This is a genomic window from Micromonospora maris AB-18-032 (assembly GCF_000204155.1).
GTDB classification, from domain to species: domain Bacteria; phylum Actinomycetota; class Actinomycetes; order Mycobacteriales; family Micromonosporaceae; genus Micromonospora; species Micromonospora gifhornensis.
Window position 1 is genome coordinate 1,001,883 of the sequence record NC_015434.1, and the last position, 23,617, is coordinate 1,025,499.

A 23,617-nucleotide genomic window follows, 5' to 3' on the forward strand; every position below is an offset into this window, starting at 1 on the left:
ACACAGAGGTTGTGCTCGGTCACAGAAGGGGGCCGGGAACGGGATTAGCGCCGTCGCTGGGGGAAAGATGGTAGGCGTGAATCCGAAGCGGATCCTTGTGGTGGGTGCCGGGCACGTCGGTCTCTACGCGGCGCTGCGCCTGTCGAAGAAGCTGAGTTCCCGTGAGGCTGAGGTCATCGTCGTCGACCCCCAGCCGCACATGACGTACCAACCGTTCCTGCCGGAGGCGTCCGGCGGCAACATCTCCCCGCGGCACTCCGTGGTGCCGCTGCGGCGGGAGTTGCGCCGGTGCACCGTCGTGTCCGGTGCGGTGACCCGCATCGATCACCACCGCAAGACCGCCACCGTGCAGCCGATCGTCGGCCCGCCCCGGGAGATCGCGTACGACCATGTGGTGGTCGCGCCCGGTTCGGTCTCCCGTACGCTGCCGATCCCCGGTCTGCACGAGCACGGCATCGGCTTCAAGACCATCGGTGAGGCCATCTATCTGCGCAACCACGTGTTGGAGCAGTTGGACGTGGCCGCCGCGACCACCGACCCGCAGGTGCGCCGCCGGGCGCTGACCTTCGTCTTCGTCGGTGGCGGGTACGCCGGCATCGAGGCGCTCGCCGAGATGGAGGACATGGCCCGCGACGCGCTGCGGTACTACCCGGAGCTGAAGGCGTCGGACATGCGGTGGGTGCTTGTCGAAGCCACCCAGCGGGTACTGCCCGAGGTCGACCGGGACATGGGCGCCTACACGGTGCAGCAGTTGCTGAAGCGGGACATGGACATCCGGCTGGACACCCGCCTGGAGTCCTGCGTCGACGGGGTGGTCAAACTCTCCGACGGCGACAGCTTCGCCTCCGACACCATCGTCTGGACCGCCGGGGTGAAGCCCTCGCCGATGCTGGACGCGACGGACTTCCCCCGTGACGACCGGCGGCGGGTCACCTGCCTGCCGACGCTTCAGGTGGTCGACGGCGACCGGGTGGTCGAGGGCGCGTGGAGCGCCGGCGACTGTGCCGCCGTACCGGACCTGACCAAGGCGCCGGGCAACTTCTGCTCGCCGAGCGCACAGCACGCGGTGCGCCAGGCCCAGCGGATGGCCGACAACATCGTCGCGGTGATCCGGGGCCGCGAGCCGGTCGCCTACAAGCACAAGCACGCCGGCAGCGTGGCAAGCCTCGGCCTGCACAAGGGCGTGGCCCAGGTGTACGGCATCAAGATGACCGGCTGGCCGGCCTGGTTCATGCACCGCACGTACCACATGAGCCGGATTCCGTCGTTCAACCGGAAGATCCGAGTGGTGGTCGACTGGACGCTGGCGTTCTTCCTCAAGCGTGAGGTGGTCGCCCTCGGCCAGCTGCACGACCCCCGCGAGGAGTTTGCCGAAGCCTCCCGCAAGTAGGGGACGCAAGTAAGGAAGGGCCCCTTCTTAACGCCTCGCGTAGAGCAGGGGCCCCCTTTTAACACCTGCGCCTATGCCGCATCTAGCTGCGTCCGCCCGGTTGTCGTCCGATTGGGGCCGGGGTGCGTTGACGTGTGTCGTTTCGGATTGGCGCTGGAGTGGTCGGCGCACGGGACGTCGTATCGGCCGGGAAACCGCTACCGTGGCACTGCACCGCCGCGTGTCGGCGCGTCGGGGTCACCCGCCCGGGTGGTGGAACGGCAGACACGGCCGCCTTAAAAGCGGCTGCCGCAAGGCGTGCGGGTTCGACCCCCGCCCCGGGCACTCTCAGCGTTCCCTCAGCCTTCCGACGTCCAACCCCCTGTTCCGGCCGTTTACTCTTATAGGGCGCGTTGACGTGCCACGACCCCCTTAGGGAGGCCAGACAGTGAAGACTTCGAACCCGGTACTCGCTCGGCTCGGCCAGGCGGCCGAGCGGGAGCGTGCCGCCGGGTACGCCCCCACCGGGCCGTACGGACAGCCCGGTTACCCCCAGCAGTACCCGCAGGCCGGTTACCCCCAGCAGCCCGGTTACCCCCAGCAGTACCCGCCGCAGGCGGGCTACCCCGGCGCGCCGGGCTTCCCGGCGGCGCCGCAGGCGGTCACCCCCATGTCGATCGACGACGTGGTGGTCAAGACGGTCATGCTCCTGGCCATCGTCGGCGTCTCCGCCGCAGCGGCCTGGATCCTGGTACCGGACGCACTGCTCGGTGTCGCCTGGATCGGTGCGGCCATCGTCGGCCTGGTGCTCGGCCTGGTCATCTCGTTCTCGAAGATGGCGAACCCGGCGCTGGTCGTCGCGTACGCCGTCGTCGAGGGTGTCCTGGTCGGCGCGATCAGCAAGTTCTTCGAGGCGCGTTACCCGGGCATCGTCATCCAGGCGGTCGTCGCCACCTTCGGTGTCTTCTTCGTGATGACCATGCTCTACAAGGCGCGGGTCATCCGGGCCACGCCGAAGTTCACCAAGGGTCTGATCGCGGTGATGGCCGGCCTCTTCGCGGTCATGCTGATCAACCTGGTGCTGTCGCTGTTCGGTGTCAACACCGGTCTGCGCGACGGTGGTGCGCTCGCCATCGGCTTCAGCCTGGTCTGCATCGTGGTGGCCTCGCTGAGCTTCGTGCTCAGCTTCAAGGAGGTCGAGGACGGCGTCCGGATGGGCCTGCCGCAGCGCTACTCCTGGGTCGCCGCGTTCGGCATCCTGGTCAGCCTGATCTGGCTCTACATCGAGATCCTGCGACTGCTGAGCTACTTCCAGGGCGACGACTGACCTCACCGCCCCACGACCGACCGGCGCCCGCTCCCGCCAGGGAACGGGCGCCGTCGTCATCCCACCCCACCCCGCCCCCGTCCCCACCCGTCCCCACCCGCCCCGCCCCACCCGCCCTCGCTGCCGGCGATCATGCACTTTCTGTCCCGGCAAAAGGTGCACAAGGGGCTATTCGGCGACCGGAAGTGCAAGATCGACGGGTTCCGGAGGGTGGGGAGGGGAGGGTGGGGGTGGGTAGGGTTTTGGGGGTGGGGGATGTGGAGTTGGAGCGGGGCGTGGAGTTGCTGGTGCGGCAGGTGGGACACTGGCAGCAGGGGCGGTGGTCTGGTGTCGCCTCGGCCAGCGAATTGCCACGGGCCGATCTGGTGTATCGGCTGATTCAGGACATCGCTGATCTGTCGGCCGATGCGGAGGGGCAACCACGGCGGGTCGTCCCTCGGCTCGACAACGACCTGGCTCTGGCCGACCAGCTCCGGGTGGTCGCGGCCGATCTGCTCGCCGCCGGTCCCGCCGACGACGTTCTGGCCCGGGCCACGGCCGAGGTGGCCGCGACCCGAGCCGCGCTCTGACGGAACGCCGCCGAGCAGGCGGGCGAGCCGCGTACTGCTCAGCTGAGGCGTTCCAGCACCATGGCCATGCCCTGACCGCCGCCGACGCACATGGTCTCCAGACCGATGGTCTTGTCGTGCCACTGCAGGGCGTTGAGCAGGGTTCCGGTGATCCGCGCGCCGGTCATCCCGAACGGGTGGCCGACGGCGATCGCCCCGCCCATCACGTTCAGCTTCTCCTCGGGGATGCCGAGCTGACGGTACGACGGGATGACCTGGGCGGCGAACGCCTCGTTGATCTCGACGAGGTCGACGTCGTCGATGGTCATGCCGGCCCGCTGGAGGGCCTGCCGGCTCGCCTCGACCGGGCCGAGTCCCATGATCTCCGGGGACAGCGCGGTGACGCCGGTGGAGATGATCCGGGCCAGCGGGGTGACGCCCAACTCCTGCGCCCGCTGGGCGCTCATGATGACCACGGCGGCGGCCCCGTCGTTGAGCGGGCAGCAGTTGCCGGCGGTGATCCGGCCGTCCGGCCGGAAGACCGGCTTGAGGGCGGAGACGGCCTCCAGGGTCACTCCGGCACGCGGGCCGTCGTCGGTGCTGACCACCGTGCCGTCCGGGGTGGTCACCGGGGTGATCTCGCGGGCCCAGAAGCCGTCCGCGATCGCCTTCTCGGCCAGGTTCTGGCTGCGTACGCCGAACTCGTCCATGTCCGCGCGGGAGATGTCGTACACCTGGGCCAGGTTTTCCGCGGTCTGCCCCATGGCGAGGTAGACGTCGGGGAGCGCGCCCTCGTCGCGCGGGTCGGTCCAGACCGGTGCCTCGCCCTCGGAGCGGGCCTTGGAGCGCTTGCGCGCCTCGGCGAAGCGCGGGTTCTCCCAGCGGCCCACGAGGGCCTGCGCCTCCGGTGGCAGGCCGTCGGAGCTGCCCCGGGCGTACCGGGAGACGGCCTCGACCCCGGCGGAGATGAACACGTCGCCCTCGCCGGCCCGGATCGCGTGCATCGCCATCCGGGTGGTCTGCAGCGACGAGGCGCAGTAGCGGGTGAGGGTCGCGCCGGGCACCTGGTCCAGGCCCATCAGGATGGTGACCACACGGGCCATGTTGAAGCCCTGCTCGCCGCCGGGCAGACCGCATCCCAGGTAGAGGTCGTCGATCTCCTGCCGGTCGAGCTGGGGGACCTTGTCCAGGGCGGCCTGCACGATGGTGGCGGCGAGGTCGTCGGGGCGGAGGTCACGGAGGGAGCCCTTGTGTGCCCGACCGATGGGCGAGCGGGCGGTGGCGACGATCACGGCATCGCGTGGCGACTCAATCGGCATGACCCAACGTTAACGCGCCAGTAACTTGTGAGGGAAGCGGTCAGCGGCGAGGAGAGACGGCCGCTGCGGCGGCCACCGCCGGCAGGAGCGCGTGCGCCCAGACGCGGTAGCCGTCCGCGGAGGGGTGGTAGCCGTCGTGGCAGAACGTGCCGGGGTCGGCCCGGAACACCTGGCCGGTCTCGGCGGCCAGATCGACCACCGTCCCGCCGGCGTCGAGAACCGCCTTGGTCTGGGCGCGGCCGACCTGACGGCCGACCCAGCCGACGACCTGCCGCAGCGGTGGGGCGATGGCGCGTACCGCGCCGAGGTCCGGGCAGGTGCCGACGACGACCTCGACGCCGGCCTGGCGGAGCCGGTGCACGGCCGCGCCGAGATAGGCGGCGGCGTCGGCCGGGCGGCGCAGGGTGGTGGCGTCGTTCGCCCCGATCAGGATGACCGCCACGTCCGGCTGTTCGCCGAGCAGCGCCCGGGCCACCTGGGTCGCCAGGTCGGTGGAGCGTGACCCGGAGACACCGACGCTTGACAGCCGCACCTGACGCCCGGCCGGGCCCTCCGCGAGAAGCTCGGCCAACTGCCCGCCGATGGTGTCGCCGAGCCGGTCGACGCCGACCCCGAGGGCGGACGAATCACCGAGCAGCACCAGACGTAGCTGCGGGGCCCCGGTGCGGCCGACCGTGGCGCGCAGCGCCAGACCCAGCTCGGGCTGGGCGTAGCGGCGGCTGCGGGCCACCACGGCCTGCCCGGCGAGCACCGCCGCACCGCCGATCGTGCCGGCGAGCAGGGAGGCTGCGGCCGTACGGGCCAGCCAGCCGGCGAGCCGGCCGCCGGTGCTGTTCATCGTGCTGCCCCGGCCCGGGTAGCGCGGGTGAACGGGAGCATCGTCCGCTCGGTCATCTGAGTTCCTCCACTGCGGGTGAGTCGGCACCGGCCGGTTGTGACACCGCACCGACACCGAACAGCCCTCGGCGACGCAGTTGCGCCCAGCGGCCGCCCGGACCGCTCTCGCTGCCACGGACCTGCGTGCCGCTGACCTCCGTCCCCGGATGCCTCGCCGCTTCGTGAGCGGCCTTCGGCAACGACCGTACGCCTTCGACGCGGGTTGGCGAAGGCCTGCGTTCCGCTCCGTGGCCGAGTGCGGCGAGCGCGGTGGGCAGAATGGCGGCGGCTGCCACCGCGTACCCCTCAGCGGAGGGATGGAACCGGTCCCAGGCGAACATTCGCCCCGGCTCGGCGGTGAAACGTGGCCCCAGCAGGTCACCGAGGGAGACCGTCCAGCCGCCGGCCGAGACCACGGCCACGGTCTGGGCGGCGGCGAGCTGGCGGCTCCACCGGCGGGCCAGCCAGCGCAGCGGTGGCTGGATGGGGCGGATCGTGCCCAGGTCAGGGCAGGTGCCGACGACCACCTCGGCCCCGGCCGCACGCAGCGCCCGGACCCCTTCGACGAGGTGTCGCACGGCCAGACCGAGGGGGGCACGGTTCGTCACGTCGTTGCCGCCGATCAGGATGACCGCGACGTCCGGGTCGCCCTCCAGGGCCGCCTCGACCTGGAACTTGAGGCCGGCGGAGATGGCACCGACCACCGCGAAGCAGCGCAGCCGCACCGGGCGTTGAAGCCGCCGGGACAGCCCGGTGGCCAGCAGGGAACCGGGTGTCTCCCGGCGGCGGTGCACGCCGTAGCCTGCGGCGGAGGAGTCGCCGAGCACGACCAGGTTGAGCGCCGGGCCGGGGAACTTGGCCCCGTAGACCCCGTCGCAGCGCGGTGGCGGTGCCTCGGCCATCGGAATGGTGCGGCGGGCCTGACGGGCCTGACCGAGCAGAATGCCGGTGGCGGCGGCCGCAGCCGCCGCGGTGGCGCCGGTGCCGAACGCGGCCAGTCGGGCCACCCGCCAGGCGCGCTGCAAACGCGGACGGTCCGGTACGACAGAACCAACGGCCCCCATAGGGCGACATTAGCGCGCCGGTACGACGTTCCGCGGTGCTCGCCAACTGCACCGGTGGGCCTGGAAACTGACAGCTCTGGGTATTTGATTGCAGGGTGTTGCGTCGGGTCGTCACGCTGCACGTGGAGAGGAGCAAGACGATGGCTAGGACGTTGAAGCGGGGTGCCGCCTTCGTGGCTCTGGGCAGGGCATTGACTGCCGGTGCGCGGGGCGGACCGTCGCTCGGCGCGCGGATCGGCGCGCTGCCCAGGATGATCGCCGCCACGGCCCGCGGCCGGTACGACGGGGGCCTTCGACTGGCCATGATGACGGCGGCGACGGCGTACATCGTCTCCCCGGTCGACGCGGTCCCGGAGTTGTTCCTGACGGTGTTCGGGTTGATCGACGACGCGGTGATGGTCACCTGGCTGGCCGGGGCCGTCCTTGCCGAGACCGAGCGGTTCCTGGAGTGGGAGGCCCGCACCAGCACCGTGGTCCCTGGCCACGTCGTGCCCTGATCGACGTACCCTTGGCGCGGGAATTTCACGCCAGACACCCCCGCCAGGCCTGCGGCGCCGGCGTCGAAGGAAAGGGCACACCGAGGTGCAGTACTACGACAACGTCGTCGAGTTGATCGGCAACACCCCGCTGGTGCGGCTGCGCAACGTGGCCGAGGGCATCCAGGCCACCGTGTTGGCGAAGGTGGAGTACCTCAACCCCGGCGGGTCGGTGAAGGACCGGATCGCGCTGCGCATGGTGGAGGACGCCGAGGCCGCGGGCATCCTCAAGCCCGGTGGCACGATCGTCGAACCGACCAGCGGCAACACCGGTGTCGGGCTGGCCCTGGTGGCCCAGCTCAAGGGCTACAAGTGCGTCTTCGTCTGCCCGGACAAGGTCAGCCAGGACAAGCAGGATGTGCTGCGGGCGTACGGCGCCGAGGTGGTGGTCTGCCCGACCGCCGTCGCGCCGGAGGACCCCCGCTCGTACTACAACGTCTCCGACCGGCTGGCCCGGGAGATCCCCGGCGCCTGGAAACCCAACCAGTACGCCAACCCGGCCAACCCGCGTTCGCACTACGAGGTGACCGGCCCGGAGCTGTGGAAGCAGACCGAGGGGCGGATCACCCACTTCGTGGCCGGCGTCGGTACCGGCGGCACCATCTCCGGCATCGGCAGGTACCTCAAGGAGGCGTCCGGCGGGACGGTGAAGGTCATCGGCGCGGACCCGGAGGGCTCGGTCTACTCCGGCGGCACCGGTCGGCCGTACCTGGTCGAGGGGGTCGGCGAGGACTTCTGGCCGGAGACGTACGACCGCAGCGTGGCCGACGAGATCATCGAGGTCTCGGACAAGCAGTCCTTCGAGATGACCCGGCGCCTGGCCCGCGAGGAGGGGCTGCTGGTCGGCGGCTCCTGCGGGATGGCGGCGGTGGCCGCGCTGGAGGTGGCCCGTTCCGCCGGCCCGGACGACGTGGTCGTGGTGCTGCTGCCGGACGGCGGCCGGGGCTACCTCTCCAAGATCTTCAACGACACCTGGATGGCCCGGTACGGCTTCCTCGACAACTCCGGCTCCGAGCCGACCGTGGCCGAGGCGCTGGCCGGTAAGCCGGGTGGCCTGCCCGAACTGGTGCACGTCCACCCGACCGAGACGGTCCGGGACGCGGTCGACTACATGCGCGAGTACGGCGTCTCGCAGCTGCCGGTGCTCAAGGCCGAGCCGCCGGTGGTGACCGGCGAGGTGGCCGGCTCGATCGCCGAGCGGGACCTGCTCGACGCGCTGTTCACCGGTCAGGCCCAGCTGCACGACACCATCGAGCGACACATGGCACCGCCGCTGCCGATGGTCGGTGGTGGCCAGCCGGTCAGCGAGGCGGTCAACCTGCTGGAGAAGTCCGACGCCGCCCTGGTGTTGATCGACGGCAAGCCCAAGGGCGTTCTCACCCGCCAGGACCTGCTCGCCCACCTCGGCGCTCGCTGAGGTGTAAGGAAGGGCCCCCTTTTAACGCCCCATGCATAGCAAGGGCCCCTTGTTAACACCCGGCCGCCCGTTGCGGGATCGAGTGTTAACAGGGGGCCCTTCCTCTACTGCAGGCGTTAACAGGGTGCCCTTCCTTGCATCAGGTCGCGGGTGTAGCGGAGTTGGCGGACGGGGAACGGGCCGACCGTCTCGTCGCGTTCCAGCCCGGTCCGTCGCCAGCCGCCGCGCTCGTAGAAGCGGCGGGCGTGTGCGTTGTCGCGCAGCACCCAGAGCACCGCGCGGCGCCAGCCGCGCCGCCCCATCGCGGCCAGCGCGTCGATCATCAAGGCCCGACCGACGCCGCGACCACGCTCGGCCGGCTCCAGGTGGATGGCGTTGAGCAGGCCGGTGTCCGGGTCGTCCTCGTCGTCCGGCCCCAGGTAGCTGAAGCCGACCAGGGTGCCGTCCCGCTCGGCCACGGTCATCCGGTGGTCGGCCTGCTCATAGCTCCACCGGAGCGTCCAGTACTCGGCCATCGCCTCCGGTGTCGGGTCGGCCAGTGCCTCGGGCGGCAGGATCGACGAGTACGCGGCGACCCGCGAACGCTGGTGGAGCCGGCCCACCGCCGCGATATCGTCAGCGGTCGCGGCACGCAGCGTGACAGTCACCCAGCCGAGGGTACCCGCCGGGGTGGGACCTGCACGGTGGTGAGGTCCTCGGCGATCACCAGGTCACCGTCGAAGTGGGCGCGGGCCTCGTCGGCGAAGCGGCGCGGGTCGGCGTACCGCTGGGAGAAGTGGGTGAGCACGAGACGGCGTACCCCCGATTCGGCCGCCACCCGCGCGGCCTGGCCGGCGGTCAGGTGGCCGACCTCGGCGGCGAGCGCCGCCTCCGACTCCAGGAAGGTCGACTCGATCACCAGCAGGTCGGCCTGCTCGGCCAGCGCGTACACCCCGTCGCAGAGGCCGGTGTCCATCACGAAGGCGAACCGCTGCCCGGGTCGCGGCACGCTCACCTCGTCGCGGGTGACGCGATGCCCGTCGAGGTCGAGGTGGCCGACGCGCTGCAGCTCACCGACCGCCGGCCCCTCGATGCCGTACGCGGCCAGCCGCTCCGGCAGCATCCGGCAGCCGTCCGGCTCCACCAGCCGATAGCCGTACGTGTCGATCGGGTGCCGCAGTCGACGGGCCTCCAGCGTGCCGCAGCGCAACGCGATGCGCTGCCCGTCCGCCTCGATCGGCGTCACCGCCAGCTCGGCGGTCTCGTAGAAGGAGCTGGCGTGCCGCAGTCGGGCGAAGTACTCGGCGCCCTCGGCCGGGAAGTGCACCGCCACCGGGCGGGAGACCCGGTCCAGGGAGAGCCGCTGGATGGTGCCGGGCAGGCCGAGGCAGTGGTCGCCGTGGAAGTGGGTGATGCAGATCCGGGTCAGGTCGGTGGCGGTGACCGTGGTGTGCAGCAGTTGCCGCTGGCTGCCCTCACCCGGGTCGAAGAGGATCACCTCGTCGTCCCAGCGCAGCACGTACCCGTTGTGGTTGCGGGCCCGGGTCGGGGCCTGGCTGGCCGTACCGAGCACCACCAGCTCACGCATCGACACGGCGGCCTCCCGTGGAATGAAGCGACCCCCGGGGCTTCCGCGCGAACGCGGGCCGACTGGACTGGGTCGGCACCCCGGGGGTCGGGTGGCTTGTCGTGGTTTCGCCGCACCGCTGCCACACGGTCTCGACGACTTCTTACTGCCCGCCTGGGATCAGACGGTCACTGTCGAGGACAGCGGCTAGCGGACAGCCACCTCACGAGTCCGATTGCTATACAAGTCTGGACCACCTCCTTTCCCGTGTACCGCCACGCTATCCAGCGCCGAAGCCGGCGGCAACGGATTTCGATCACAGCCGCCCCGGGAATGCCGGGGCCGGCGGGTCACGAGCCGGGGGCGATACCGATCGGACCCTCGCGGGGGCCGTCCTCGCTGGCCGGCTGCACCGACAGGGACGGGAAGTTCGCCAGGTCACCCTCGGGCTCGGCGTCCCACTCCGGGAAGACCAGATCGCTCTGCAGGTAGAGGCAGAGCAGTTGGGCCAGCTGCCGCAGCCCCTCCAGGTGGGTGCGTTCGTGGCCGTGGGTGGCGTCGACGCCGAAACCGAGCAGCGCCACCCGGGCGTGCGCGCCGGCCTCCACCGCCGCCGCCACGTCCGAGCGGTAGTAGTCGAAGACGTCGCGGACCAGATCCACGCCGTGCTCCCGGGCGATGGCGGCCAGGTTGCGGGTGAGGTGGTAGTCGAACGGGCCCACCCCGTCGCCCATGGCCAGGGTGGCGGCGTCCTCCCGGGACTGCTGACCGGGGGCGACCACCGCGGCGTCGACCGAGACGATCTCCGCGACGTCCGGGTCGAGACCGTGCGAGGCACCGTGGCCGATCTCCTCGGTCACGGTGATCAGCAGGTGCGCGGTGACGGCCGGCTGCACCCCCGCGTCGACCATCGCCTTGATCGCGGTGAGCACCGCGGCCACCCCGGCCTTGTCGTCCAGGTGGCGGGACTTGACGTACCCGCTGGGCGTGACCGTCGGGTTGGGCAGGAACGCCACGAAGTCGCCCGCGTCGATGCCGAGCGCCCGCAGGCCGTCGATGTCCTCCACCGGCTCGTCGACGCGTACCTCGACCTGCTCCCAGCCGATGCCCTGCAAGTCGACCGCCTCGTTGTAGCGGTGGCCGCTGGCCTTGAGCGGCAGCACCTGGCCGGTGATCACCCGCTCCAGGTCGTCGGTGAAGATCCGGACGTGGGCTCCTTCGGCGAACCGGGCGCTGTGCGTACCGATCGGCTTGAGTTCGAGCCGGCCGTTCTCCTTGAGCCGTTTGACCATTCCGCCGATGGTGTCGGTGTGCACCACGATTGCCCGGTCCGCCCCGTGCTCCCGAGGGCCGGGCAGGCAGGCGCTCAGCGCCCCCCGGCGGGTCAACGTCGACGGGATGCCGAGCGCGGACAACCGCTCGCCGACGTACTGCTGCACGTGGTCGGTACGCCCGGACGGGCTGGGAATGTCCAGCAGTTCGATAAGCACCTGGCGCAGGTACTCCAGGTCGAGCGGCAGCGGAATGGTCTTGCGTACGGTCATGCCCCAGATGGTGCCGCACCCGCCGGGGTCCAGAGCCGTTGCGGTGCCCGCGTCCCGGGAAAGAGGAGATCCACGAACCGTTCCGCGGTGGGTTGCGGCTCATGGTTGGCCAACCCGGGCCGTTCGTTGGCCTCGATGAAGACGTGCTCGGGCTGGTCCGGTGCCGGTACCAGCAGGTCAAGACCGGTGACCGGGATGTCCAGGGCCCGGCTGGCGGCCACGCACGCCTCGGCGATCACCGGATGCAGCTCGCCGGTGACGTCGTGGATGGTGCCGCCGGTGTGCAGGTTCGCGGTGCGCCGTACGGCCAGCACCTGCCCCTCGGGCAGGACGTCGTGCAGTGCGTACCCGGCCTCGGCGACCACGTCACGGGTCATGTCGTCAAGCGGGATGCGGGACTCGCCACCGGTGGCGGCGGCCCGACGACGGCTCTGCCGCTCGATCAGCTCGGCGATGTCGTGCACCCCGTCACCGGTGACGGACGCGGGACGGCGGACCGCGGCGGCCACCACCTCGTGATCGATCATGACCACCCGCAGGTCCTCGCCGGCGCACAACTCCTCCAGCAGCACCTCATGGCAGTACCGTGCGGCCAGCTCGACCGCGGTGGCCAGCGCCTCGGGCGTCCTGACCCCGACGGTGATGCCGTTGCCCTGCTCGCCGCGGGCCGGCTTGACGACCAACTCGCCCACCTCGGCCAGGAACTCGGCGTCGGCGGCGTCCCCGGTGGCGGTGCGTCCGCGCGGCACGGACAGCCCGGCATCGGCCAGGATCCGGCGGGTGACCCGCTTGTCGTCGCAGCGGCTCATCGCCACCGCCGAGGTCAGCTCGGACAGCGACTCGCGGGTGAGGATCGTCCGGCCACCGGTGGACAGCCGCAGCTCACCCCACTGCGGGTCGGTCACCTCCACCCGGATGCCGCGCCGCATCGCCTCGTCGGCGACGATCTTTGCGTACGGGTTGAGCTGGTCGTACCCCTCGGGCATGGCGGGCAGGAACAGTCGTTCGTTGATCGGGTTCTTGCGTTTCACGCAGAGCGTCGCGGTGCGGTAGAAGCCGAGCCGCTCGTAGAGCCGGATCGCGCCGACGTTCTCGGCGAGCACCGACAGGTCGACGTACGCCCGACCCCGGGCGACCAGCCGGGCGGCCAGCTCGGTGATCAGCGCCTGGCCGGTGCCCGGCGGTGCCTGGTTGAAGTCGACGGTCAGACACCAGAGGCTGGCGCCGTTGTCCGGGTCGTCGAAGACCGCGACGTGGTCGATGCCGGTGATGGTGCCGACGATCTCGCCGGTCGTCACCTCCGCCACCAGGTGCAGGAAGCGGTCGGTGGCGGCGTTGTCCACGAGCACCTCGACCGGTGCGGTGACCATGCCGTTGGACGCGTAGATCCGGTTGACCGCGTCCGCGTCGGCGGCGTCGCGCAGCCGACGGATGCGCACCCCGGGCAGCTCCGGCGGGCCGCCGGTGAGCGCCGGGGTGCCGGCGCTGCCGGTCTGCTCGCCGGTGCCGGTGTCGGCCCGGGGGCCGTACAGCGGCAGCCGGTAGGTCAGCGACGGGTCGATGAACAACTCGTCGGGCAGGCGGGACACCAGCACGTGCGGGTCCCGCAGGTAGATGCAGATGTCGCGGGCGCCGGCCGCCTCGGAGCGCAGGATGTCGGCGACCGCAGCCTGGTCGTGGAAGGTCTGGCCGAAGACCAGCCGCCCCCAGCCGCAGTCGAGCACGACACCTGCGTCGTCGCGCGGGCGTTCGGCGTCCTCGCCGGGGTCGGCGCTGCCGCCTGCGGCGATCGGATCACCGCCCGGGCCGACCCGCTCGTACCGCCGTCCGCGGCCCCGGTCGGTCCGAGCTACCCCGGTGGCCAGGGTGTCGGTCACGGTCAGTCGATTCCGTGGCTCTGGAGCCACATTTCCAGGAGTCCGAGTTGCCACAGTTTGTTTCCGTTCAACGGGGTCAGTTCGGCGTTGGGTGCGTCGAGCAGGGCGTTGACGTAATCGGGGCGGAAAAGGTCGCGGCGACGGGCCTCGGGCGCGTACAGCGCGTCCCGTACCCGGTCGAGGAGCTTGCCCTCCAGGTGGGTGAGGCCCGGCACCGGGAAGTAACCCTTCGGCCGGTCGATCACCTCGTGCGGCAGCACCCGGCGGCCGATCTCCTTGAGGACGCCCTTGCCGCCCTGGGCGAGCTTCAGCTCGGGCGGGCAGGCGGCGGCCAGTTCCACGAACTCGTGATCCAGGAAAGGCACCCGGGCCTCCAGCCCGTGCGCCATGGTCATGTTGTCGACCCGCTTGACCGGGTCGTCGGTCAGCATGATCTGGGTGTCGATACGCAGGCCGGCGTCGACGGCGGTCTGCGCGCCGGGGGCGGCCAGGTGGGCGGCGACGAACTCCCGCGCCGGGTCCCCCTCGGCCAGCCAGTCCGGGTTGAGCACCTGGGCCAGCCCGGCCGCGTCCCGGTCGAAGAACGCCCGGGCGTACGTGTCGAGGGCCTGCTCGCGGTCGATCCGGTGCAGCGGCGGATACCAGTGGTACCCGCCGAGGATCTCGTCGGCACCCTGGCCGGACTGCACCACCTTGACGTGCCGGGACACCTCCTGACTGAGCAGGTAGAACGCCACGCAGTCGTGGCTGACCATCGGCTCGCTCATGGCCGCGACGGCGGCCTCCAGCGGCGGCACGAGATCCTGGGCGGCGACCCGGATCTGGTGGTGGTCGGTGTCGAAGGTCTTGGCGACCACATCGGAGTAACGGAACTCGTCACCCTCCCGGCCGCCGACCGCGTCGAAGCCGATGGAGAAGGTGGACAGTCCCCGCTGTCCCTCGCCGGCCAGCAGCGCGACCACCAGGCTGGAGTCCAGGCCACCGGAGAGCAGCACGCCGACCGGCACGTCGGCCACCATCCGTCGGCGTACGGCGGTGGTCAGGGATTCGAGCAGGGCGTCCTGCCAGTCCTTCTCGGACCAGTCGGCGTGCTCGTCGCGGCGCAGGAACGGCGGGTTCCAGTAGATCCGCTCGTGGCTGCGGCCGTCGGGCTCGTAGACCCGGACGGTGGCCGGTGGCAGCTTGCTGACGCCGCGCAGGATGGTGCGCGGCGGCGGCACGATGCTGTGGAAGCTCAGAAAGTGCGCCAGCGCGACCGGGTCGATCGTGGTGTCCACGCCGCCGCCGGCCAGCAGGGCGGGAAGGGTGCTGGCGAACCGCAGCACACCTGCTGATTCGGCGAGGTAGAGCGGCTTGATGCCGAGCCGGTCCCGGGCCAGCACCAGGCGACCGCTGTCCCGCTCGCTGATCGCCACGGCGAACATCCCGATCAGGTGGTCGACGAAGTCGAGCCCCCACTCGGCGTACGCCTTGACCACGACCTCGCTGTCGCCGGTCGAGAAGAACGTGTGGCCCTTGGCCGACAGTTCGGCGCGCAGCTCACGGTAGTTGTAGATGCAGCCGTTGAAGACGGCCGACAGCCCGGTCGTCGAATCCACGATGGGCTGACCGCTGGCCGCCGAAAGGTCGATGATCTTCAGGCGTCGGTGACCGAGCGCGACCGGACCGTTCGACCACACTCCGCTGCCGTCGGGCCCGCGGTCGCACATCGTGGCGGCCATCCGTTCCACCGCGATGACATCTGCGCGCGTCGCGTCCGTTCGGAATTCTCCAGCCAGTCCGCACATGTCAGAACATGCTGCCAGAGGATGTTGCAGTCTGCCTGTTGAGACAATGACAGTCATGTAACAGACTTGCTAGAATCCGCGCCCCGCGTAACCTGCCTGCGCCCTCGTTCGTGACCTCGGGCGTCGGCTGCCGCATCGTGCCCGGATGCCCGAGTCGGCCGGCGCTCCGCCCTGTGACGTACGCCCTAATACCCGGCGCGTAGCGAGAGGCCCGGTCGGTAAGACCGGGCCTCTTTTCGCTTGCTTGTCGTGCTCAGCCGGCGGTGCGGGCCACGCCCACCGGGCAGCTCATCCCGTTCGGGCCGTGGTTGCAGTAGCCGTTCGGGTTCTTGGTCGGGGCAAGGTACTGCTGGTGATAGTCCTCGGCCAGGTAGTAGTCACCGAGCCGGCCGATCTCCGTGGTGATCTCGCCCTTGCCGGCGCGCGCCACGATCGGCGCGAACGCGTCGCGGGACGCCTCGGCCGTCGCCAACTGGTCGTCGGTGGTGGCGTAGATCGTCGACCGGTACTGGGTGCCCACGTCGTTGCCCTGGCGCATGCCCTGGGTCGGGTCGTGGTTCTCCCAGAAGACCTTGAGCAGGTCCTCGTAGCTGATCCGAGCCGAGTCGTAGACGACCTGGACCACCTCGGCGTGCCCGGTCATCCCGGAGCAGACCTCCTCGTAGGTCGGGTTCGGGGTGTAGCCACCCGCGTAACCGGCCGACGTGGTGAACACGCCCGGCAGGGTCCAGAACAACCGCTCGGCGCCCCAGAAACACCCCATACCGAAGACCGCGACCTGCGACCCCTCGGGGAACGGGCCCTTCAGCGGGGTGCCGAGCACCTCGTGCCGGTCGGCGACCGGCATGGCTATCGGACGGCCGGGCAGCGCCCGGTCAGGGGAGATCATCTCGGCCTTCATGCGGCGGAGGAACACGATGGGACTCCTTTCGTACCCTTCCCCGCGTGCAACACCGGCGGACCGTACTTCCTTACCCGCCCCGCCGCCGGTCAGACCCGCTCCCGCCGCCAACGTGTCTGCGCGTACCTCTCGAACCGAATTTGTTCGGCAGCGGCGAAATAACCTGAACGAACAATTTCGGGTGTGGGCGTCAGGCCGGGTCGGTGGGCAGGGCGGTGCGGATCCGGTCGGCGTACGAGGTGGCTTCGGCGTCGTCGGCGTAGCGGGTCCGTGGCCAGAAGAAGCCGCGCAGGCCGTCCCCCTTGGTGCGGGGCACCACGTGGGTGTGCAGGTGCGGGACGGACTGGGACACCTTGTTGTTCATCGCCACGAAGGTGCCGCCCGCGCCCAACCCGGCCTCGATCGCGACGGCCAGCCGCCGGACCAGCCCGAAGTAGTCGGCCAACGACTCGGGCGGCAGGTCAGCCAGGGCGACCAGGTGGGTGTGGGGCACCACCAGCACGTGTCCCTTGAACACCGGCCGGGTGTCGAGGAACGCCACCCCGGCCGGCTCGTCCACGACCCGGAACGCGGGCACCTCGCCCGCTACGATCCCGCAGAACACGCAGCCCGCCATCGCCCCAGGCTAGGGCAACTTCCGATCCGGTGGCTCACCACAGGCTGGCGGGCATCGGGATGGCGGTGCCACCGGCGAAGTTGTCGTGCCAGCGGCGCAGGTCGGTGAAGTGCGACCCGGTCGAGCGTACGACGTGCACGTGGGCCACCGTCCCCCGGCTGAAGGCGACCAGGTCGGCCCGCCCGTCGCCGGTGAAGTCGCCGGCACCCGGGATCGCGCCGCCGCCGGGGATGGTCCAGGCCCAGCGGGTACGCGGCAGGAAGTGGTTGCCGGCGGAGAGGGCCACGTCGGCGTACTGCCCGTTGAGGTTGACCGCGGCGAGATCGTCGCGCCCGTCGCCGTCGAAGTCGCCGACCAGCGGCACCTCGCTGCTGCCCAGGTTGAGGAAGTAGTCGAGCCACTGGTACGCCAGCACGAAACCGCTGCCGGTGGAGAGGCCGACGCTCGCCGCCGTACCGGTGAACCGGTCGACCGCGATGATGTCGTCCCGGCCGTCCCCGTTGACGTCCCCGACCAGCGGGACGTCGTCGTCGCCGACGAAGTTGTCGTGCCAGCGCACGCTGGTGCCGACGAACTGGGTGCCGTTGGAGAGGGCGACGTAGACGTCCCGGACGTTCTCCCGGACGAAGGTCGCGATGTCGGCCCGCCCGTCACCGTTGAAGTCGCCGACCACCGGGGTCTCCTTGAAGGCGGCGAACCAGGTGTGCCAGAGCTGGGAGGGCGCGAAGGAGGTGCCGGTGGAGAGCGCGACGTAGACGTCCGCCGTGGTGCCCCGGGTGAAGGTGATCAGGTCGTCGCGGCCGTCGCCGTTGACGTCGGCGAGCATCGGGAACTCCTGCCCGGCGGCGAAGTACGTGTGCCAGCGGGTGACCGCGCCGAAGCTGGCCCCGTTGGACAGCGCCACGTACACCTCGGGCTGAGCGCCCCGGGTGAAGCTGACGATGTCGTCGCGGCCGTCGCCGTTGACATCGGCGTACCGCCCCGAGAAGCCGTCGTTGCCCGGCCCACCCGGGTCGACGTGCAGCACCAGGTTGGGCGAGCCGGCCGGGTTGGTGATCCGGTCCCGGGTGGCCTCGTCGGCCAGCCGCGTGGCGACGGTCCGGGGCGAGGCGGTGGGGAAGCGTTGCAGGTAGCGGGCCACCGCGCCGGTGACGATGGGCGCCGCCGCCGAGGTGCCGCCGAAACCGGTGGTGGTGGAGGTGTCGCTGGTAGCGGTGACGGTGGGGACCTGTTCACCGAAGGAGAACAGGTCGACGCACGGGCCGAAGTTCGAGTTGGGCAGCCGGTCCCGCAGGGCGTGCACCATACCCACGGTGATCACGTCGGGCACCCGGGCGGGGGAGTAGCCGCAGGCGTTCTGTCCGTGGTTACCGGCGGAGGCGACCACCGGGATGCCGGCGGTGAGCACCGCGTTGACAGCGTCGTCGAGGGCCTGGTTCGCGGTCGTCGCCAGGCTCATGTTCACCACCGCCGGCCGGGCCGCGTTGGCGACGATCCAGTCGAGCGCGGAGATGGCCCAGACGACCTGGCCGGGGGTGCAGCCACCCACCCGGACGGTGTGCAGGCGTACGCCCTTGGCCACCCCGTGCACCGTGCCGCCGATCAGGCCGGCCACCTGCGTGCCGTGCCCGGAGCAGTCGCCGGTGCCCCACTGGTCGATGCCCTGCGGCACGAAGTTCACGTCCCCGGTTGCCCGGCCGCCGAAGTCGGTGTGGGTGTGCCGCATCCCGCTGTCCATGACGTAGACGTGCACGCCCTGGCCGGTGGTGTCGTAGGCGTACGAGCCGTCGAACGCGCCGCCGTGCTGATCGAGGGCGTCGAGGTGCCACGGCGGGTTGGTCTGGGTGGCCTGCGGGAGCAGCAACGAGTTCTGGGCCACGTACGCCACCTGCGGCTCCTGGCTGAGTCGGCGGGCGTCCGCGGTGGACATCCGTACCGCGAAGCCCGGCAGCGCGGACCGGTAGCTGGCGGCCAGCGCGCCGGGGTGGCGGCGTAGCAGCGAGCGGGCGCTGCCGTCGACGTCGCGGGTGGCGTCGCCGCGCAGCACCACGATCCAACTGTCGGCGACTGCGGCACCGGGTGCCGGGGCGAACTTCTCGGCCGCGAACGCGGGTGCCGGCGGTGCCAGCAGCCCACCGGTTGCGGCCAGGAGGCAGACGGCCGCCGCCGCCAGGAAACGGCGGCGCGGGACACGAGCCATGGGTTCTCCTCGGGGTACGGCCGCCGGCCGGGCCAAGATCCGGGCGGCGTCTCCCCGCATGGTGGCAAAGCCACACCATGATCGATATGACCGCCAGGGTGGCGGGTTCCGTCCGTTGGGACGGACCGGACGACTAACGTTCCGGGCATGAGTCACGGCTTCGACACGCTCGCCATCCACGCCGGCCAGGACCCGGAGGCCCGCACCGGCGCGGTGATCCCACCTATTTACCAGACCAGCACGTACGCCCAGGACGCCGTCGGTGCGCCCCGGCAGGGCTACGAATACAGCCGTTCCGGCAACCCGACCCGCGACGCGCTCCAGGAGTGCCTGGCCGCGCTGGAGGGCGGGCCGGTCGGGCTGGCCTTCGCCAGTGGCCTGGCCGCCGAGGACGCCCTGCTGCGTACCGTCTGCGTCCCCGGTGACCACGTGGTCATCCCCGACGACGCGTACGGCGGCACCTACCGGCTCTTCGCCAAGGTGGCCGAGCGGTGGGGCCTGTCGTACACCCCGGCGAAGGTCTCCGACCCGGACGCCGTGCGGGCCGCGATCCGGCCCGGCAGCACCAAGATCGTCTGGTTGGAGACGCCGACCAACCCGCTGCTCGGCATCGCCGACATCGCCACCCTCGCCTCGGTGGCGCACGACGCGGGCGCGCTGCTGGTGGTCGACAACACCTTCGCCTCGCCGTACCTGCAGCAGCCGATCGCCCTCGGTGCCGACGTGGTGGTCCACTCCACCACCAAGTACATCGGCGGACACTCCGATGTGGTCGGCGGTGCCCTGGTGGCGGCCGACGCCGCGCTCGGCGAGGAACTGCGCTACCACCAGAACGCGATGGGCGCGGTCAACGGCCCGTTCGACGCCTGGCTGACCCTGCGCGGGATCAAGACCCTCGGCGTACGGATGGACCGGCACTGCGACAACGCCGAGCGGATCGCCGGGTACCTGGACGGGCACGCCAAGGTGGCCCAGGTGCTCTACCCGGGGCTGCCCAGCCACCCTGGACACGAGGTCGCGGCCAAGCAGATGCGCCGGTTCGGCGGGATGATCTCGTTCCGGGCCGCCGGCGGCGAGGAGCACGCCGTCGAGATATGCAACCGGGCCAAGCTTTTCGTGCTCGCCGAGTCGCTCGGCGGGGTGGAATCCCTGATCGAGCACCCGGGCCGGATGACACACGCGAGTGCTGCCGGCTCGCCGCTTGAAGTTCCCGGCGATCTCGTGCGACTGTCTGTCGGCATCGAGACGGTCGAAGACCTGCTCGCCGATCTGGAGCAGGCGCTGGGCTGACCGCTGGCTGGGAGGGTGGCCGTGCAGGACATCATGCCGACCTGGGTGGGGGCGACCGCCAAACAGATCGCCCGAGGGGTACGCCGAGGAGATGTCTCGGCCACCCAGGTGCTGGCCGACCACCTCGACCACATCGCGAAGGCCGACGCCGACCTCGCCGCGTTCCGTACGGTGCGTGGCGGGGAGGCGGTCACCGAGGCGGAAAAGGTCGACGAGCAGGAGGACCTGGCGAACCTGCCGCTGGCCGGGGTGCCGGTGGCGGTCAAGGAGAACACTCCGGTCGCCGGTGTGCCCACCTGGAACGGCTCCGCGACGGTGCGTACCACCGTGGCCGAGGCCGACCACGAGGTGGTCCGCCGACTGCGTGGTGCCGGCGCGGTGATCCTCGGGGTGACCCGGATGCCCGAACTGGGCCTGTGGGCGGTGACCGACGACGACACGGCGGTCACCCGCAACCCGTGGGACCTGACGCGTACCCCCGGCGGCTCGTCCGGTGGCGCGGCGGCGGCCGTGGCGGCCGGGCTGGTGCCGATCGCGCACGGCAACGACGGGCTCGGTTCGATCCGGATCCCGGCGGCCTGCTGTGGTCTGGTCGGCCTGAAGCCCGGCCGTGGCGTGGTGCCCTGTCAACTCGGCGCGGAGGACTGGTTCGGGCTGACCGAGCACGGCATGCTCAGCACCACAGTCGCCGACGCGGCGGTCGGCTTCCAGGTGCTCGCCGGACGCGCCCAGCAGAAGCTGGTCCCGCCGCAGCGGCTGCGCGTCGGTGTCTCGCTGCGCTCGCCGGTGCGGGGCGTCTCGGCCGACGCTCCGAACCGGGACGCGGTGGCCGCCGCCGGCCGGCTGCTCGCCGCGGCCGGGCACGACACCGTGCCCGCCGACCCGGTCTATCCGACCGCGCTAGGCCTTCAGGGCATCGCCACCTGGTTCGCCGCCGCCGCTGCGGACGTACGGGCCGCCGGAATCGAGCGACGCAGCCTGCAACCGCGCAGCCGGCGGCACGTCGCACTCGGCGAATGGGCCCTGCGACGGGGGTACGTCCGGGAGGCCGACCGGCTCGCCTGGCGTGAGCGTTCCGTCGGCTTCTTCACCGACCACTCGGTGGACCTGCTGCTCACCCCGGCGCTGGCCGCCGCACCGCCGCCGGCCGCCAGCTGGTCGGCCCGGTCCTGGCAGGCGAACATGCTGGCCAGCATCCGGTACGCCCCGTACGCCGCGCCCTGGAACGTGGCCGGGCTGCCCGCCCTGGTGGTGCCGGTGGGCCGCCGCCCGGACGGGCTGCCGCTGGCCGTGCAACTGGTCGGGCCACCCGGCTCGGAGCTGCTCCTGCTCGGCGTCGCCGGCCAGTTCGAGATGGAAGCCCCCTGGTCCCGGCACGCCCCCGGCTACCCCCGGGTCGGCACGGGGTTGCCGGGCGCCGTTTCGCCGTAACGGAGGGATGCGCGGGGGCGGGAAACCGCCGGTACGGCGTAACGGAGTCGATCAACCCCGTCCGGCCCCGGGCGCTGCCGGCAGTCCACCCACCGGGTGGCACGATCGGGGCATGACGGAACTGGTCAGCCTGGACGACGTGCGAGCAGCGCGGGAACTGATCGCCGGCGTCACCCGTACCACCCCGCTGGAGCCGTCGCGTCCGCTGAGCGCCGCGCTTGGCGGACCGGCCTGGCTCAAGTGCGAGAACCTCCAGCGGGCGGGATCGTACAAGGTGCGAGGCGCGTACGTGCGGATCTCGCGGCTGTCGACGGCGGAACGGGAGCGAGGGGTGGTCGCCGCGAGCGCCGGCAACCACGCCCAGGGTGTGGCCCTGGCCGCCGGGCTGGTCGGCACCCGGGCCACGGTCTTCATGCCGGTGAACGCGCCACTGCCGAAGGTCGCCGCCACCAAGGGGTACGGCGCCCAGATCGAACTGGTCGGCGCCAACGTCGACGAGTCCCTGATCGCCGCCCAGGCGTACGCCGAGCGGACCGGGGCGGTGCTGATCCATCCGTTCGACCACCCGGACGTCATCGCCGGGCAGGGCACGGTGGCGTTGGAGATCCTGGAGCAGTGCCCGGAGGTGAAGACGATCGTCACCGGCGTCGGCGGCGGTGGACTGATCTCCGGGATGGCGGTGGCGGTCAAGGCGCTGCGCCCGGACGTGCGGGTGATCGGGGTGCAGGCGGCCGGGGCCGCCGCCTTCCCGCCGTCACTGGAGGCCGGCGAGCCGCTACGCCTGCCCGCCTTCGCGACGATCGCCGACGGCATCGCGGTGGGCTGCCCCGGCGAGATCACCTTCGCCCACGTCCGCAAGCTCGTTGACGAGGTCGTCACGGTGACCGAGGAGGACATCTCCCGGGCGCTGCTGATGCTGCTGGAGCGCGGCAAGCAGGTGGTGGAGCCGGCCGGTGCGGTGGGGGTGGCCGCCCTGCTGGCCGGTGTGGTCGAGGTGCAGGCCCCGGTGGTGGCCGTGCTCTCCGGCGGCAACATCGATCCGCTGCTGATGCTGCGGGTCATCGAGCACGGTCTGGCGGCGGCCGGGCGTTATCTGCGGGTCACGGTGCGCTGCTCGGACCGGCCGGGGCAGTTGGCCTCGCTGCTGAGTGAGATCGCCGAGCACCGGGCCAACGTGGTTGACGTCGTGCACCAGCGGGCCAACCCGCGCCTGAGCCTCGGCGAGGTCGAGGTGGCCCTGTCGGTGGAAACCCGGGGGGCGGAGCACTCCGGGAAGCTGATCGGTGCCCTGCGGGCCAGCGGCTATCAGGTGACCATCGCACCGGAGGCGTGACACCGTGGGGTGTCACGCCTCCGTAATGCGGGTGCCGGCGGTCGCGACGCCGGGTGGGACTCAGCCGGAGAACGGCTCGAAGCTGACCACTGTCACCTTGATGTCCGCGCCGCTGGGCGCGGTGTAGGTGCAGGTCTGGCCGGCCTTGCCGCCCAGGATCGCCTTGCCGAGCGCCGACTCGGGGCTGTAGACCGTGAGGTCGGTGGTCGAGGCGATCTCGCGGGAGCCGAGCAGGAATGTCTCCGTGTCGTCGGCGTCGTCGTCGAAGTAGATCGTCACGACCATCCCGGGGGCCACCGCGTCGGCGGTCGGCGCCTCGCCGACCTGGGCCGTACGGAGCAGCTCCTTCAGGTAGAGAATGCGTCCCTCGGCCTTGCCCTGCTCCTCACGGGCGGCGTGGTAGCCGCCGTTCTCGCGCAGGTCGCCTTCCTCGCGCCGGGCGTTGATCTCGGCGGCGATGATCGGCCGGTTGGCGATCAACTCGTCGAGCTCGGCCTTCAGGCGGTCGTACGCGTCCTGGGACAGCCAGGTGGCGGGCGCCTCGTTGCCATTGGACACAGGCGGTCCTCCTCGGTTGTGCGTGCTGGCTGACAGGTGAACCTTTAAGTTACCAGTGTCGTACGACAAGGAGTGTCG

The 23,617-nt window shown here is 71.2% G+C and carries 20 protein-coding genes and 1 tRNA gene; 9 read left to right on the forward strand and 12 right to left on the reverse strand.

Going from position 1 to position 23,617, the window contains the following annotated elements; genetic code table 11:
- Window positions 1-76 precede the first annotated feature (76 nt).
- The 4 genes from VAB18032_RS04710 to VAB18032_RS04725 all read left to right on the forward strand — a co-directional run bounded on the left by VAB18032_RS04710 (window position 77) and on the right by VAB18032_RS04725 (window position 3,265).
- Window positions 77-1,390, forward strand: coding sequence for an NAD(P)/FAD-dependent oxidoreductase (locus VAB18032_RS04710; protein WP_013731641.1), 1,314 nt, complete (start codon window positions 77-79; stop codon window positions 1,388-1,390).
- Between the two features lie 243 nt (window positions 1,391-1,633).
- Window positions 1,634-1,714 (forward strand) — tRNA-Leu (locus tag VAB18032_RS04715).
- Between the two features lie 103 nt (window positions 1,715-1,817).
- Entirely contained in the window at window positions 1,818-2,696 is an 879-nt protein-coding gene (locus VAB18032_RS04720) for a Bax inhibitor-1/YccA family protein (RefSeq protein WP_013731642.1), read from the forward strand.
- Between the two features lie 248 nt (window positions 2,697-2,944).
- Window positions 2,945-3,265 carry a hypothetical protein gene (locus tag VAB18032_RS04725; RefSeq protein ID WP_086011270.1) on the forward strand — a complete coding sequence of 107 codons (321 nt, stop codon included), beginning with the start codon at window positions 2,945-2,947 and terminating at the stop codon, window positions 3,263-3,265.
- Between the two features lie 38 nt (window positions 3,266-3,303).
- Here the strand turns inward: VAB18032_RS04725 and VAB18032_RS04730 are convergent, their stop codons facing one another.
- Genes VAB18032_RS04730 through VAB18032_RS04740 form a run of 3 tightly spaced genes read right to left on the reverse strand, consistent with a single transcriptional unit; the run spans window position 3,304 to window position 6,503 of the window.
- The gene (locus VAB18032_RS04730; RefSeq protein ID WP_013731644.1) at window positions 3,304-4,563 is read right to left on the reverse strand and encodes an acetyl-CoA C-acetyltransferase; all 1,260 of its coding nucleotides are present in this window, start codon (window positions 4,561-4,563) and stop codon (window positions 3,304-3,306) included.
- A 40-nt stretch (window positions 4,564-4,603) separates the two neighbouring features.
- Window positions 4,604-5,401: an SGNH/GDSL hydrolase family protein gene (locus VAB18032_RS04735; RefSeq protein ID WP_013731645.1), complete on the reverse strand. Its 798-nt coding sequence runs from the start codon at window positions 5,399-5,401 to the stop codon at window positions 4,604-4,606.
- A gap of 52 nt (window positions 5,402-5,453) precedes the next feature.
- Window positions 5,454-6,503: an SGNH/GDSL hydrolase family protein gene (locus VAB18032_RS04740; RefSeq protein WP_013731646.1), complete on the reverse strand. Its 1,050-nt coding sequence runs from the start codon at window positions 6,501-6,503 to the stop codon at window positions 5,454-5,456.
- A 140-nt stretch (window positions 6,504-6,643) separates the two neighbouring features.
- Between VAB18032_RS04740 and VAB18032_RS04745 the strand changes: the two genes are divergently transcribed.
- Both VAB18032_RS04745 and VAB18032_RS04750 read left to right on the forward strand, forming a co-directional pair.
- Window positions 6,644-7,000: a YkvA family protein gene (locus VAB18032_RS04745; protein ID WP_013731647.1), complete on the forward strand. Its 357-nt coding sequence runs from the start codon at window positions 6,644-6,646 to the stop codon at window positions 6,998-7,000.
- Between the two features lie 85 nt (window positions 7,001-7,085).
- Window positions 7,086-8,456 (forward strand): cystathionine beta-synthase, encoded by a 1,371-nt coding sequence (locus VAB18032_RS04750; RefSeq protein WP_013731648.1) that lies wholly within the window; start codon window positions 7,086-7,088, stop codon window positions 8,454-8,456.
- Between the two features lie 116 nt (window positions 8,457-8,572).
- On the opposite strand, the gene VAB18032_RS04755 is transcribed toward VAB18032_RS04750, so the two are convergent.
- From VAB18032_RS04755 to VAB18032_RS29915, 8 genes are all read right to left on the reverse strand, one after another.
- Entirely contained in the window at window positions 8,573-9,103 is a 531-nt protein-coding gene (locus tag VAB18032_RS04755; RefSeq protein ID WP_043719727.1) for a GNAT family N-acetyltransferase, read from the reverse strand.
- Window positions 9,100-10,029, reverse strand: coding sequence for a ribonuclease Z (locus tag VAB18032_RS04760; protein WP_043719730.1), 930 nt, complete (start codon window positions 10,027-10,029; stop codon window positions 9,100-9,102). Before VAB18032_RS04760 ends, VAB18032_RS04755 begins: the two co-directional genes overlap by 4 nt.
- A gap of 323 nt (window positions 10,030-10,352) precedes the next feature.
- A complete protein-coding gene (locus VAB18032_RS04765; protein ID WP_013731651.1) occupies window positions 10,353-11,546 on the reverse strand; it encodes an osmoprotectant NAGGN system M42 family peptidase in 1,194 nt (397 codons plus the stop codon).
- Window positions 11,543-13,423 (reverse strand): N-acetylglutaminylglutamine synthetase, encoded by a 1,881-nt coding sequence (gene ngg / locus VAB18032_RS04770; protein ID WP_013731652.1) that lies wholly within the window; start codon window positions 13,421-13,423, stop codon window positions 11,543-11,545. The genes VAB18032_RS04765 and ngg overlap by 4 nt, the downstream gene beginning before the upstream one ends.
- A gap of 2 nt (window positions 13,424-13,425) precedes the next feature.
- A complete protein-coding gene (locus tag VAB18032_RS04775; RefSeq protein ID WP_013731653.1) occupies window positions 13,426-15,210 on the reverse strand; it encodes an N-acetylglutaminylglutamine amidotransferase in 1,785 nt (594 codons plus the stop codon).
- 253 nt (window positions 15,211-15,463) lie between these two features.
- Window positions 15,464-16,126, reverse strand: a complete 663-nt coding sequence (msrA, locus tag VAB18032_RS04780) for a peptide-methionine (S)-S-oxide reductase MsrA (protein ID WP_013731654.1) — start codon at window positions 16,124-16,126, stop codon at window positions 15,464-15,466.
- Between the two features lie 175 nt (window positions 16,127-16,301).
- Window positions 16,302-16,727: an HIT family protein gene (locus VAB18032_RS04785; RefSeq protein WP_013731655.1), complete on the reverse strand. Its 426-nt coding sequence runs from the start codon at window positions 16,725-16,727 to the stop codon at window positions 16,302-16,304.
- A gap of 34 nt (window positions 16,728-16,761) precedes the next feature.
- Window positions 16,762-18,927 carry a S8 family serine peptidase gene (locus VAB18032_RS29915; protein ID WP_013731656.1) on the reverse strand — a complete coding sequence of 722 codons (2,166 nt, stop codon included), beginning with the start codon at window positions 18,925-18,927 and terminating at the stop codon, window positions 16,762-16,764.
- A gap of 147 nt (window positions 18,928-19,074) precedes the next feature.
- On the opposite strand from VAB18032_RS29915, the gene VAB18032_RS04795 reads away from it, so the two are divergent.
- From VAB18032_RS04795 to ilvA, 3 genes are all read left to right on the forward strand, one after another.
- On the forward strand, window positions 19,075-20,217 hold the full coding sequence (locus VAB18032_RS04795; RefSeq protein ID WP_013731657.1) for a cystathionine gamma-synthase: 1,143 nt from the start codon (window positions 19,075-19,077) through the stop codon (window positions 20,215-20,217).
- 15 nt (window positions 20,218-20,232) lie between these two features.
- Entirely contained in the window at window positions 20,233-21,648 is a 1,416-nt protein-coding gene (locus VAB18032_RS04800; protein WP_043719734.1) for an amidase, read from the forward strand.
- Between the two features lie 112 nt (window positions 21,649-21,760).
- Window positions 21,761-22,981 carry a threonine ammonia-lyase gene (ilvA, locus tag VAB18032_RS04805; protein ID WP_013731659.1) on the forward strand — a complete coding sequence of 407 codons (1,221 nt, stop codon included), beginning with the start codon at window positions 21,761-21,763 and terminating at the stop codon, window positions 22,979-22,981.
- Window positions 22,982-23,041: 60 nt separating this feature from the next.
- Here the strand turns inward: ilvA and greA are convergent, their stop codons facing one another.
- Complete coding sequence (greA, locus tag VAB18032_RS04810) at window positions 23,042-23,539, reverse strand: transcription elongation factor GreA (protein WP_013731660.1); 498 nt, start codon at window positions 23,537-23,539, stop codon at window positions 23,042-23,044.
- Window positions 23,540-23,617 lie beyond the last annotated feature (78 nt).